Source organism: Kordia sp., assembly GCF_045105435.1.
Classification (GTDB): domain Bacteria; phylum Bacteroidota; class Bacteroidia; order Flavobacteriales; family Flavobacteriaceae; genus Kordia.
Map to the genome: position 1 here is coordinate 1 of NZ_JBGCDL010000033.1, position 12,936 is coordinate 12,936.

16 protein-coding genes and 1 pseudogene are annotated in these 12,936 nt (G+C 33.8%); 4 read left to right on the forward strand and 13 right to left on the reverse strand.

All coding sequences use genetic code 11. The annotated features are described in order from the left end of the window. The 4 genes from AB8B65_RS01350 to AB8B65_RS01365 all read right to left on the reverse strand — a co-directional run. Positions 1-857: EamA family transporter (locus tag AB8B65_RS01350; protein WP_405298993.1), on the reverse strand; the 857-nt coding region annotated here is incomplete at its 3' end. Next, positions 854-1,468 carry an HAD family hydrolase gene (locus AB8B65_RS01355; protein ID WP_405298994.1) on the reverse strand — a complete coding sequence of 205 codons (615 nt, stop codon included), beginning with the start codon at positions 1,466-1,468 and terminating at the stop codon, positions 854-856. The genes AB8B65_RS01350 and AB8B65_RS01355, both read right to left, overlap by 4 nt. Beyond that, on the reverse strand, positions 1,461-2,507 hold the full coding sequence (gene ribD / locus AB8B65_RS01360) for a bifunctional diaminohydroxyphosphoribosylaminopyrimidine deaminase/5-amino-6-(5-phosphoribosylamino)uracil reductase RibD (protein WP_405298995.1): 1,047 nt from the start codon (positions 2,505-2,507) through the stop codon (positions 1,461-1,463). Before ribD ends, AB8B65_RS01355 begins: the two co-directional genes overlap by 8 nt. Then, positions 2,507-2,968, reverse strand: a complete 462-nt coding sequence (locus tag AB8B65_RS01365; RefSeq protein ID WP_405298996.1) for a hypothetical protein — start codon at positions 2,966-2,968, stop codon at positions 2,507-2,509. The genes ribD and AB8B65_RS01365 overlap by 1 nt, the downstream gene beginning before the upstream one ends. 189 nt (positions 2,969-3,157) lie before the next feature. On the opposite strand from AB8B65_RS01365, the gene AB8B65_RS01370 reads away from it, so the two are divergent. The 4 genes from AB8B65_RS01370 (at position 3,158) to AB8B65_RS01385 (ending at position 6,084) form a co-directional block, all read left to right on the forward strand. Beyond that, positions 3,158-3,733, forward strand: a complete 576-nt coding sequence (locus AB8B65_RS01370; RefSeq protein ID WP_405298997.1) for a pentapeptide repeat-containing protein — start codon at positions 3,158-3,160, stop codon at positions 3,731-3,733. Beyond that, positions 3,733-4,209 carry a GNAT family N-acetyltransferase gene (locus AB8B65_RS01375; protein ID WP_405298998.1) on the forward strand — a complete coding sequence of 159 codons (477 nt, stop codon included), beginning with the start codon at positions 3,733-3,735 and terminating at the stop codon, positions 4,207-4,209. The genes AB8B65_RS01370 and AB8B65_RS01375 overlap by 1 nt, the downstream gene beginning before the upstream one ends. A gap of 91 nt (positions 4,210-4,300) precedes the next feature. Beyond that, positions 4,301-5,173, forward strand: coding sequence for a peptide chain release factor N(5)-glutamine methyltransferase (gene prmC, locus AB8B65_RS01380; protein WP_405299000.1), 873 nt, complete (start codon positions 4,301-4,303; stop codon positions 5,171-5,173). A gap of 335 nt (positions 5,174-5,508) precedes the next feature. Beyond that, positions 5,509-6,084: a TIGR00730 family Rossman fold protein gene (locus tag AB8B65_RS01385; protein WP_405299001.1), complete on the forward strand. Its 576-nt coding sequence runs from the start codon at positions 5,509-5,511 to the stop codon at positions 6,082-6,084. A 229-nt stretch (positions 6,085-6,313) separates the two neighbouring features. Here the strand turns inward: AB8B65_RS01385 and AB8B65_RS01390 are convergent, their stop codons facing one another. The 9 genes and pseudogenes from AB8B65_RS01390 to AB8B65_RS01430 all read right to left on the reverse strand — a co-directional run. Beyond that, the gene (locus AB8B65_RS01390; RefSeq protein ID WP_405299002.1) at positions 6,314-6,826 is read right to left on the reverse strand and encodes a hypothetical protein; all 513 of its coding nucleotides are present in this window, start codon (positions 6,824-6,826) and stop codon (positions 6,314-6,316) included. 41 nt (positions 6,827-6,867) lie between these two features. After that, positions 6,868-7,374, reverse strand: a complete 507-nt coding sequence (locus AB8B65_RS01395) for a hypothetical protein (protein ID WP_405299003.1) — start codon at positions 7,372-7,374, stop codon at positions 6,868-6,870. A 49-nt stretch (positions 7,375-7,423) separates the two neighbouring features. Beyond that, positions 7,424-7,939: a hypothetical protein gene (locus AB8B65_RS01400; RefSeq protein WP_405299004.1), complete on the reverse strand. Its 516-nt coding sequence runs from the start codon at positions 7,937-7,939 to the stop codon at positions 7,424-7,426. Between the two features lie 33 nt (positions 7,940-7,972). Continuing rightward, positions 7,973-8,485, reverse strand: a complete 513-nt coding sequence (locus tag AB8B65_RS01405) for a hypothetical protein (protein WP_405299005.1) — start codon at positions 8,483-8,485, stop codon at positions 7,973-7,975. Between the two features lie 77 nt (positions 8,486-8,562). Next, positions 8,563-9,078, reverse strand: a complete 516-nt coding sequence (locus tag AB8B65_RS01410; RefSeq protein WP_405299006.1) for a hypothetical protein — start codon at positions 9,076-9,078, stop codon at positions 8,563-8,565. 16 nt (positions 9,079-9,094) lie between these two features. Then, the gene (locus tag AB8B65_RS01415) at positions 9,095-9,598 is read right to left on the reverse strand and encodes a hypothetical protein (RefSeq protein WP_405299008.1); all 504 of its coding nucleotides are present in this window, start codon (positions 9,596-9,598) and stop codon (positions 9,095-9,097) included. Between the two features lie 13 nt (positions 9,599-9,611). Then, positions 9,612-10,163: a hypothetical protein gene (locus tag AB8B65_RS01420; protein WP_405299009.1), complete on the reverse strand. Its 552-nt coding sequence runs from the start codon at positions 10,161-10,163 to the stop codon at positions 9,612-9,614. A gap of 17 nt (positions 10,164-10,180) precedes the next feature. Beyond that, a complete protein-coding gene (locus AB8B65_RS01425; protein ID WP_405299010.1) occupies positions 10,181-12,706 on the reverse strand; it encodes a glycosyl hydrolase 2 galactose-binding domain-containing protein in 2,526 nt (841 codons plus the stop codon). After that, positions 12,703-12,936: pseudogene (locus AB8B65_RS01430) on the reverse strand (copper homeostasis protein CutC); the annotation flags it as partial. The pseudogene AB8B65_RS01430 and the gene AB8B65_RS01425, both read right to left, overlap by 4 nt.

The following is a 12,936-nucleotide window of genomic DNA, read 5'->3' on the forward strand; positions in this document are numbered from 1 at the left end:
GCCGAAATCGCAATCATTGCAATACTAACAATCGCAATGGCAATTCCAATCCAGTTTTTAGTAATTAGTTTTTCTTTAAACAAGATGATTCCAAATATAGTCGATAACATCACAATTGCCACATTATTAATTGGATAAACAGTCGAACTATCACCCAAATTTTCAGGTCTGAGTGCTTTCAACAAAAATACAATAGAGTAGAAGTTGGGAATTCCGAGCGCAATTCCACCAAGGATCGTTTTTCCAGTAATTTTAAAATCTCGACGAATTGCAACAACCACAATTCCGACAATAAAAGCACAACCAAAAACTGCTGACGAAAATATAGGAACTTCGCCTTTTTCCAAATACGTAGTTTCAATGTATTTTATCGCCGTATCAATAACACCTGAACCCAAAAATAACAATGCGGGAAAGAGTAATTTTTTACGATCAAACGTTCCGCCATCTTTTTTAACCGTAGTTAAATATACTGCCAATAACGCCAAAATGATTCCTGCAATTTTTAGAATACTTAGTTGTTCATTATATACAATTACAGCAAAAATCACGGGAATAACTACCGACATTTTTCCTGCTACGGAAGCTACTGAAAGTCCGTTGCGTTGTGCTGTAAGCGCCATCAGAATAAAAACAGCAATGAATAAAAAACCTAAAATAACGGCGCCAGTCATCCACGGTTTTTGTGAGATTTCGGTAAGCGTAATTCCGTTTCCATAAAAGAAAAATCCGCAAGAAAAAGCTGTTATATAGTTGACAACAATTGCTTGGAATGTGTTGATTTGAAATTTATCAAATAGTTTGAAAATGACAAATAACGAACTCGAAATGAATACACTAAGGATGAGGTAAATCAAAATAATGATTTTTTATGTGTGAATAAATCTACGATATCTTCCTTGCCAGGAATTAAATTCCAAACATGAATTCCGAGTGTTGCTGCCGAATCCGTGTTTTCTTTGGTATCGTCAATAAAGATCGTTTCTTCGGGTTTTAAATTGTTTTCGTTTAGCACAAATTCGTAAATATCAGCATCCGGTTTTCTAAAATGGATTTCATGCGATAAATAGAATTGCTCAAAACAGTTTTTAAACACGTTGTATAACTCCATTCCCCAATCTTGTTGAATCCACGAAATATGCAAATCGTTGGTATTACTCAATATAAAAAGTCGGTAATTGTCATCTTTTGCTAGTTGTTTAATGAATTCCATTCGGTGTTTCGGAAAATCGAGCAGAATAGCATTCCACGCATCAATCAATCCGTTTTTGGTAGTATTCGGGAAGTGTTCATGGTAAAAATTCACAAACTCTTCCGTAGAAATTAGTCCTTTTTCGTAGGCTTGATTCTTTGCCACCATTTCGGGCGTAAAATCGTCAATACCTAACTTATCCAACTCACGTTGTGTGGCCGGTTTATCAAGATTGATAAAAATATCGCCGTAATCGAAAATTATGTTTTTAATCATTATAATAGCTATCTAGTGTATTGTCTGAAATTTTGCTTGAAGCGACTAAATTTCCTTTAAAATTGGGCGCTTCAATTCCTGTGTAAAACAAAACGTTTCCTTTAAAAACGCGTGCTTCATCCCACAAATTCGCATCAATAAAGGTTTGTAAAGTTTGTTTTCCGCCTTCAATAATTACGGATTGCAAATTGTGATTGTATAAAATTGCACAAATTTGTTGTGCGATGTTTTTCGAAAAATCAATCGTTTCAAAAACCAAGTTCGTTTTGTTGTCTCGTTCTTGTTCGGTAAGCACAATTGTTTTTATGGTTTGATCAAAAAGTGAGTAAGTTTCTGGAATTCGTAAACTTCTGTCTAACACAATTCGCACAGGACTTTTTCCATGCCAATCGCGAGTATTCAACTTCGGATTGTCGGTAATTGCCGTATTCGTTCCCACCAAAATAGCCGCTTCTTCACTGCGCCATTTATGAACTAACTGACGCGAATTGGTATTTGTAATCCAATTGGGTTGCACCGGATCATTTTCGTTTCGAATCTTATCAATAAAGCCATCTTGCGTTTGTGCCCATTTCAAAATAATATACGGACGTTTGTGTTGGTGAAACGTAAAAAATCGTTTATTGGAAGCAATACATTCCTCTTTCAAAACATTTAAAACCACTTCGCAACCTGCATTCTGAAGCTTTTCAATACCTTTCCCAGCTACTTTTGCAAACGGATCAATAGTTCCAATCACTACTTTCGGAATCTTGTATTTGATGATTAAATCGCTACACGGCGGCGTTTTTCCGAAATGACTACACGGCTCCAACGAAACATAGATTGTTGCTTCTTTCAATACACTTTTACCCTTTACGGAATGTACAGCGTTGACTTCTGCATGATTTCCGCCATACGCGCTTGTGTAACCTTCACCAATAATCACATCATTATGTACAATAACTGCACCAACCGACGGATTTGGCATGGCAGCAACCAATCCATTTTTGGCAAGTTGCAAACAACGTTTCATGTATGTTTTATGCGTTTTTGACACTAGATTTTTATTTTTAATTCTTGCGTGGTATCTACTTCATAATCATACGAAAAACCTAATTTATGATAGGTGATGATTCCTTTGTATTGCACGGTTATTTTTTTATTAATAAGTCCGTTTAAAATTCCGCCTAAAAGACCATTTTCATTGCTGCCAAATACTTTTTTTGTTGGCACAATCACTTTGAGTGGAATGGTAAATTCTTCGCCCGCAGGCACTTCAAACATTTCCGAACTCATTTCTGCTACTTTTGTATTGTTGATAATGACATCGATATTTTTGCTTTCCAAACTTCCGCCAATATCATTTTGATTGATGAAATACGCATCTGCCGAAAGCACAATATTTTCTAGAGTAGAAGATACTACTTTCATGTTATCCACTTTGACAAATAATGGCTTTTCGCGAACGCTACAACTTATGATAAGTAGCAAAATCGGAATGATGATGAGTTTTTTCATGTTTAAAAAACGTTTAGTTTAATAGCTTTTCTCGATACAATTTTTTACAAAAATCACTCGAATTGACGTTTTGTGAAATTTAATATTTGCAAACAACAAACAGCGAGCAACAAACAACCAAATTCAACCAAATTTAGTATCTTCACAGCATCGCAAAACTACACAATTTCTATCTGAAGCGTATACAAAATGAGTCAAGAATTCTATCAAGATCAAACTTTTACAAAAATTGATTATACACAGCAAGCTTTCCCGAAAGGCGAATATGACAATTGTACGTTTGTCAATTGTAAGTTTGAAGCTGTGTATTTGTCTACCATCACGTTTTTAGAATGTACGTTTGATACCTGTGATATGACGAATACAAAAGTGAAAAGTACTTCTTTTAACGAAGTCAATTTTGTGAATTGTAAACTTTTAGGTGTAGATTTTAGTGTGTGCAATCATTTTCTGTTTTCAGTAACTTTTAAAGCATGTAATTTGGAATTGGCTTCTTTTGCAGAATTGAATATGAAGCAAACAAACTTTAGCAAAAGCAATTTACAGAAAGTAGATTTTACCGCAACCAATTTGGAAAGTGCTGTGTTTGATGATTGTGATTTGAAAGCTGCAATTTTTGAACAAACCAATTTGGAGAAAGCCGATTTTATTTCTGCGCGAAATTATTCGATTGATCCGATACAGAATCGACTAAAAAAAGCACAATTTTCCCGTAAGGAAATTCACGGTTTACTAACCAATTATGATATAAAAATTAGTTCATAATGATAATCAGAGAAATACAACCACAAGATAATTTAGCAATGGCAGCCTGTATTAGAGCTGCGATTCCAGAATTTGGAATGCCAAAAGTTGGAACTGCTTATGAAGATCCAGAAACTGATGCAATGTTTGAAGCATATCAAGGCGATCGGGAAGTATATTATGTGATCGAAGAAGATGGAGAAGTGCTTGGCGGCGGCGGAATTAAGCAATTGCGAGACAATGAAAATAATGTGTGCGAGTTGCAAAAAATGTATTTTTTCGCCAAAACGAGAGGAAAAGGATATGGGAAAAAGTTGTTTGCCAAATGTTTGGAAGCAGCAAAAGACTTTGGATATTCGCAATGTTATTTAGAATCGTCTCCAAAATTTAAAGCAGCCATTCATATTTACGAATTATTCGGATTTCAACATTTAGAGAAGCCTTTAGGAAGTACAGGACATTATTCATGTGATGTTTGGATGTTGAAGGAATTGTAGTTTTCTAGGTATTAGTCAGGTTTCCAAATAACAAATCCACAAACCAACAAATCGACGAATAAACAAATAAACAACAAGACAAAAAGACAAAGTGAGACTAAAAGATATACAAGACATATTTCACAACGAATTGGACGAAATGTACGGAAAAGATGAGGTAAATAGCTTCTTTTTCATGTTGACAGAAGCATATTTTGGTTTGGAACGATTTGCCTTGGCACTAGATCCAGATTTTGTCATAACGAAAGCGCAAGAAACTCCGATGTTTTCCGCATTGAGCGAATTAAAACTTGAAAAACCAATTCAGCATATTGTAGGCAAAGCACATTTTTATGGATTGGAATTTTTGGTGAACGAACATACTTTAATTCCACGACCAGAAACAGAAGAATTGGTACAATGGATTCTAGATGCTGAGAAAAACAATACTGCTACAGAAACACTCCGAATTTTAGATATTGGCACTGGAAGTGGCTGTATTGCGATTGCATTGCAGAAAAATTTACCCAATACAAAAGTATACGCAATGGATATTTCTGAAAATGCCTTACAAGTAGCACGTAAAAACGCAACTAGCAATGATGTTTCTGTCGAATTCATACAGGCTGACGTATTGCCTTTGGAAGATTTGAATGTGTTTGGTGAAGACGAATTGAAATTTGATATCATAGTGTCGAATCCGCCGTACGTGCGAAATGTAGAAAAAGCCGAAATGCGCAAAAATGTACTAGAATTTGAGCCAGATTCCGCATTGTTCGTTGAAGATGATGATCCGCTGATTTTTTATGATAAAATAGCAAATCTCGCGAAAGCGAACTTAATTACTAACGGAAGTTTATATTTTGAAATCAATCAGTATTTAGGAAAAGAAATGATTGATTTGTTAGAAGAAAAACAATTTCAAAATATTGAACTTAAGCAAGATATTTTCGGCGTAGACCGAATGACCAAATGTGTGAGGTGATGAATTTTAAATGCTAAATGTTGAATTATACATACATATATAAAAGGTCATTACGAGGAAGCATGAGGAAGTAATCTGTTAGTAGCGAAATAGATTGCCACGAATTTTTTTAAAACTCTCGAAATGACGTTTCATAGATAATAATTCTAACCGTCACTTCGAGTGGTTTTTCGAAATGCAATGGAGGAAAACTGTATCGAGAAGTAGTTTGATTATCATAGTAGTTCTCGATACAATTTCCTATCGAAAATCACTCGAACTGACGTGATCGTTATTTAAAAAAATGTAGTTTCTAACAAGTCTAACAAGTCTAACAAGTCTAACAAGCCTAACAAATGAAAAGTATCGCCATTTATTGCGGAAGTAGCTTAGGAAACGATCCGAAAATTGTAAAAGATGCTGCTGAATTAGGAAAGAAATTAGCCCAAGAAAATATTGCAGTAATTTACGGTGGCGCAAAGATTGGACTTATGGGAACAGTTGCCAATGCAGCTTTGGAAAATGGAGGAGAAGTGATTGGTGTGATTCCTGAGTTTTTAAAACGTAAAGAAATTATACATACCGATCTCAAGGAACTACACACAACAGAAACAATGGCCGAACGAAAACTGAAAATGATTGAACTTTCCGAAGGTTTTATTGCGCTTCCTGGCGGATTTGGAACTTTAGAAGAACTTTTTGAAGTGATTACCGCTTTGCAATTGGCACAAATAACACATCCTGTGGCAATTTTGAATAGCAATGGATATTATGACGAACTCATTGCCATGATGCAAACAATGATGAAAAAAGGCTTGCTTAAAGCGCAGAATTTTAACATGCTTATTATTGAAACAGATAGTACAAAACTCTTGGAACGCATGCGGAATTTTGTTCCGAATGCAACGCCAAAATGGTTGAATAAAGTGTAATTATTCGTTCTGTCTTATGTAATTTTGTTTTTAATATTGCCCTGCTTTATATTTACATACATTTTAATTTTAGCAAGACTTAAGAAGTTTTTTTTAAATGCAGCTTCTGAGGTTTTACCTAATTTTTTCTTGACTCGTAATATTTAGAATCTTGGGCACATCCTGAAAAAATAGCTATAAAAAAAGTAATTACTAAAAGTGAGTATCTTTTCATGAAAGTTTACTTGTATTAGTTAGACATCTTTCGAAGTCTACGAACAATTAGCGGTGCGTATTTGTTGTCTATAAAAAAGGCAGAAGTCGTTACCTTATATTTTTGATCTTTGTATGTGAATATTAAATCGCCACGAATTCCTTTAAATCCATCTTCATTTTCTTCTTCATAAGAAAATTCAGAAAACTCAATATCGCTCCAAACAATGTTGTACTGTTCGGCGTCTTTTTTGAGTTCAGTAAGTGCTCCAATTACTTTTTCTTCATAGGCTTCTTTTGTGAAGCTAGTGATCATTTCTTTGATATCGCTTCCATCTGCATTTGCTTGTTTGGAAACCAATTCTTTGAGTTTTTCAATAGAAATAAAACTAGCAATAAAATCTTTGTCAGAAGTTTTATCTAAGTTTTTTATGATATTAAACGCGTAAGTACCGACTTCATCAGCAGTTTCAACACTTTTTGAATTTTGAGAATGTACAGAAAAAGTAGCTGTAAAAAATACAACTAAAAGGAATGTTAGTTTTTTCATGGAAATATAATTAGGATGATTTTGTATGTGTAGTTGATTTCTTAATCTTTATTCAATCTTCTAATAATAAGCGGAATGTATGATGTTCCATCTTCAAGCGCAGAAGCACGAACGGTATATAAAGTGTCTTTATGTTTAAAAGATAAAACACCTTTAATGCCAGCCAAACCACCTTGAGTTTGTTTTTTGAAAGTGAAATTTGAATATTCAATTTCGCTCCAAACAATAGTATATTTTTCACCTCTCTTTTTTAATTCTTCATATTCGCCAAAAATGGTCCCTTCATATTTTTCTTTTTTTAACTTTTCAAAACTTTCATACGCTCTTTCAGGCATAGAATCTTTGTACTTTTCTGCAAAGACTTTAATTTCTTCTATAGTGAATAAATGATTCAAAAACTCTTCTTTTGGAATATCGTCTAATTTCTTTAAAATGTTAAACGCATAGTGTCCTAAATCTTCTGCTTTGTTAATTATTTTTGAATCTTGACAAGAGATAAAAAAAGTAGTTGTAATTAATGCTATTATAACGAATTGTAGTTTTTTCATGAAAATGATATTTGTAATTTTTTGGTTGAAATGTTTCTTATTAGTTTGTTTAGTCTTCTTTATGTACATCTAATCTAGAAATTCGTATCAATCGATGCACGCCATCAAGATGTACACTAGTTACTTTAACAAAGTAGGTTTTATCTCCGTGTTTAAAAGTTAATTTACCGCGTGCGCCCTTGATACCATCTTCATCTCTTTCTTTAAATTTATAATCACCATATTCAATAGCATTCCAAGTGATGTTATTTTTTTTAGCTCTTTCTTTCAAACGAAAGTAATCTTTTTCCATTCGTTCATTATACTCAGCTTTTTCAATTTTGTCTATGTCTTTTTTCGCTTTTGGATCTAAAGTTTCCGCATTTCGTTTTCCGAAGGCTTTAATTTCATCTACGGTAAATAGGGTTTCTACGTATTTATATTTTGTAACATTGTCTAAATTTTTTAAAATATCAAAAGCGTATCTTCCCATATCATCTGCATTGGTCACGCCTTTAGATTTTTGGCAAGAGATAAATAAAGAAGATGTCAGTAGCGCGATTAAAACGATTTGTAATTTTTTCATAAAAATGATATGCTAAGTTGTTTATTAAACTATTTATTCTGGTTTTTTGTTAAGTCTAGAAGCTCTTATAAGCATATAAGTACCTTCCATTAATGCATAATTTATGCCTACAATATAGGTTTCGTCTTTGTGTTTAATGGATAATTTCCCTTGAACGAATTTGATACCATCTTGATCTCTTTCTTCAAAATCGTAGCTATCGTATTCAATAGCACTCCAGGAAATTTTATTTTTTTCAGCGCCTTTTTTTAAACGATCATAGTCTCTTCCAACGCGTTCTTCATGACTTTCTTTCTTAATGTCATCAATCCCTTTTTTTGCTTTCGGATCGAGTGTTTCCGCATTTCGTTTGCCAAACGCTTTAATCTCTTCAGCAGTGCATAATGTATTTATAAATTCATCTGAGCTAAGATTATCTAAATTTTTTAAAATATCAAAAGCGTATCTTCCCATGTCATCGGCATTGGAAACACCTTTAGTTTTTTGACAAGAGATAAATAAAGAAGACGTAAGTAGTGCGATTAAAACGATTTGTAATTTTTTCATTGGATTGGTATTCTGGATTGTTTTCTTAAAGATATAAAAAATAGGAGCTTAAAAAATCAATTTATACATTGATTTTTTTAATAGGTAGGTTGAATTATTTCTGTTGGATGTAATAAAAGCAACAAACCTGAACTTTCCTTGGTTGTAATTGCACGAATTTCTACACCATATTCTTTATTATTTTTATTAAATTTTAAAAGTCCAAGATGTAATGAAACGTCTTCATTTTCAAAATAACCAGGAGCATATTCATAAAATTCAACGTCTTTCCATGTAAAAGCATTCATTGTCGAGAATTCTTTGAGGTCACTATAGCTCTTATCTAATGCACTAGCATATTTATCTTTCTCCAGAGGAAATTCGTTAAATAACTGTTTTTCTTTTCTTGGCAAACTTGAAACAATCGGTTTGGCTATTTTAAAAGGTAAAAAATGAGTTTTAAAGTCCTCTTTTTGTAGCGTATCTAAGGTTTTTAAAATTTGGAAGGCATAAGTTCCGATATTTTCTGGAGCAATATATTTATGTGTCGTACCTGTAAAAGTACACGAATATAAAAAGCTAAAACAAATCAATAAAAAGTATGTTTTTTTCATATAAATAATTGTGAGTTTACTGCTTTCGCACAGGTTCTATGTTTGATAAATTAAACAAACGTTGCTCATTTTTATAATGGATAGAAACGATTTTGGCAACAAATTTTTTATCATTAAAATCAAAAGCTACATATCCATTTTGAAAAGCAATGCCGCTTTCATCTTTAATTTCATACGGATATTCTCTAAAAGTAATTACGTTCCAATCAATGTTATAACGTTTGCCCGATTCTTTAATCATTTCGTATGATTGCTGTAATCGCTTGTTGTGTGTTTCTTTAGAAACGTTCGTTACAGCATTTCGAAACGTATTTTTGATTGTAGTGTCTTTTGCAAATTCACGCAATTCGGTTAAAGTCAAAAAATGTGTATTAAATTCTTCTTGCGAAATGGTTTCCATTTTTTGTAGCAATTCAAAGGTGTGTTTTCCAACGAGTGCTGAAGGGTTTGGTTCTGAGGAAGTACAACCAATTAGTGTGGAAAAAAGTATTAAAACAATGCTATAGATGGTGTTTTTCATTACAAAATCCTATTTAAGAGTTGAGTTTAAATTTCTTTGCGTTCGCTAATATAAATGCTTTTACGCTATTGTAATCATTTATTTCTTTTGGAATGACAATTTTCCCATTAAAAGTAAATAGATTGTAATCGAAACTTTTTATAACAATCTCATTCGGTTTTATTTTTGTAGACTCAATTTCGTGTATTGGAAAACTTTGATTGGCTTTTACTCCGTATCTTCTTTCCTGTCTTGCCTGTGCTAGTTGATTGGCGAAATTTAGTTCATTCGTAGAAACTATTTTTTCAATCTTAGTTTCAGAGATAAAGTAAGTCGTCTTTTGCGCTATGTTTTTAAGTTGAATGAATGATAAAAAATATACAATTAGTATAATTGCGCACAATATTATTGTAAGAGGAAGCATAACAAAAGTATGTACACGATAGCTATAAGTAAACCAAAACATCAGCAATAAAAACACACTCATAATACCAATAATCCATTTGGTATTATACGCTATTTGTCGTTTCAAATAACTTTTCATTTGACTCGCCTCCATTTTATGTCCCGACTCTTGATACTCCATTTTTAGTAAATTCGTTTTTAACGCTCCAAAGATACTTTGCTTTGAATCCCATTCAAAGTCTTAAACGCCAAATCATCAATAGTTCCAGCTTCAGTCATAAATGTAATTGTTACCGTTTCATTCGGCAATACATCAAAGAAATTATCCGAAAAATGTCCTTTGGATTTTGTGTAAAAGAACATATCTTTTTGTAATGTTTTAGCAGAAACTTCTATGGAAAATCCGCCTTCAATTTTAGTGATTTTTGTAGAAATGTCTTCTTTTGGTAAATACAATTCTTTTGGTTTGACTAAATAATGCAAGGAAGATGTGTTAAAATCGGCATTGTCAGATGTCAATGTAGCTTTTAAAACTGTTGCCAAATGATCAGGTTTAATTTGGTCAATTCCCATACTAAAGAGTTCTTCACTTGTATTGGCTTTTATAGTAACAGAATCTTTAAAATCAGATTGAATGTTTCCTACAAAGTCTATAAATTGATATCTAATCACACCTTTAACAGACTCTAATTTATCTGAAACTACAAACACTCTAAGCGTATCATCCTCCACAATAGAAGAAATTAACACATCTTCAAAGGACTTTTTTGCTTTGTAATGCAGCGCTTTCCAATTGCCCATAAAATCAATGCTCGACCACGAAACTACGGGCCAACAATCGTTCAGTTGCCAATACAAGCTTCCCATGCAATACGGCATGGCACGGCGTTGTGCTTCCATTCCCATTGTCATTCCTTTGGCTTGTGTCAGTTGACTCATGTATACATAATCATCGCCCGCAGTTGGCACAGGATAATCACGTTCCATATATTCGCGAATCAGTTTGAAACCTCTCGGATGCTTTTGATGCGTTATATAACTATCATGATTTATGCTAATGCTATCTTCACCTGTAAACGCTCGAATTGCTTCATAGGAAGGAAACGACTGAAATCCGAATTCACTCATAAAACGCGGTACTTTCTGTTCAAAACGTTCAAAAGGTAATGCATCGTGCCAAACGCCCCAATCGTGCGCATCGCCTTCAAACTGAAAGCGCTCATCGCCACGTCCGTAACTCGGAGAACTTTCCCAATACGAAATTTCCGCATCAAACTTAGCTACAGTTTCAGGTAAAATACGATCAAAAACGGCTAAATAGCTTGCCCAAATTTCTTCCTTTTGTGCTTGTGTTTTATCCATCTGCCAGCCCCAACGATGCCAAGCTTCATTATTTTCATTATTTCCACACCAAAGTGCAATAGAAGCATAATTACGCAATCGTTTCACTTGATCGATCGCTTCTTTTTCTATGTTCTCCAAAAAGGCTTCATCTCCGGGATACATCGCGCAAGCAAACATAAAATCTTGCCAGATTAAGATTCCTTTTTCGTCACATAATTCATAAAAAATGTCATTCTCATAAATTCCGCCGCCCCAAACGCGCAACATATTCATATTTGCGCTTACAACATCATTCAATAGTTTTTCATAATGTGCATCGGTCACTTTGTCTTGCATGCTGTGTTGCGGAATGTAATTGGCACCTTTCATAAACACAGGAATTCCGTTGAGTTTAAAATAGAAGGATTCACCTTTTTCGTCTTTTTCACGAATCAATTCAATGGTTCGCAAGCCAATTTTGACTTTTTCTTGTCCTTTTAAATCGTTTCCTTGCTTTAGTGTGACATCAAATTCATATAAATGCGGAGTTCCTAAATTGTGCGTCCACCAACGATTCGGATTTTTGATTTTAAGATTGGTTGTATACGTATGCGTTCCTTTATGCACAGGCGCTTTTACGGTATGTTTTGTGTCTTCATATTTGATTTCAAATGTAGTTTGTTCTACATCTTCATCCGCTGAAATGGTATATTCTACGCTAATTAACGCCAATTCATCAGTCAATTCTTCTTGCTTAAAATACACATCGTCCAATTTCATATTATTCCACGAAGTGACTTTTATGGGCTTCCAAATTCCAGCCGTATTTACAGTTGGTCCCCAATCCCAACCGTACTGAAATTGCGCTTTTCTAGTAAAAACACGATCGCCAGGATTTAATAAATAATCTAGTTTTGCAGTTTCTTTTTCTTCATGGACACTTGTTTTTTCAAAAGCAATTCGCAAAGAGTTTGTAGCTTTTGCTAATTTTTTTATGTCATATTTCCAAATTCGGAATGCATTGTTCGTTTGTCCAATTAACGAATCGTTGAGGTAAATACTCGCATACGTATCCAAACCTTCAAACGTCAGTTCTATATTCGATTTTTCTATTGTTTTTGAGTCAAGCTCGAAAGTCGTCTGATATTCCCAATTTTTCGTAGGAACCCATTGTACGTTCAGTTCGTTGGAGCCAAAAAACGGATCAGGAATTTTTTTATGATCTAACAAATCCGAATATACATTTCCTGGAACGCTTGCCGTATTCCAAGTCGTGTCTGTTTGTTGTTTAAATTCCCAGTTTTGGTGAATATTTGCAACGGTTGGCACGTCGTTTTTAGCACAGCCAATGAGTAAAAGTGCTAGTATGAGTGTACAAAAAATAGAATTTACTTGTTTCATGAATTGATGCGTTCTAATATTTGTTTTATTTTTTCTTTGTTGGAAGTTGCAATGCGCGTTTCGTTGAACAGTTTTGTACTATTCATGCTGATTTTTGGATTATTAATCGATTGATGAATGCTTGTTGCCGAACAGTGAATTTCTTGAAAACTACCTTCTTTAAAGAGATACGCATTACTTGGATTGATTCCGCCACCAGGCATGATAATCAGTTCGTTTTCGGCAATTTT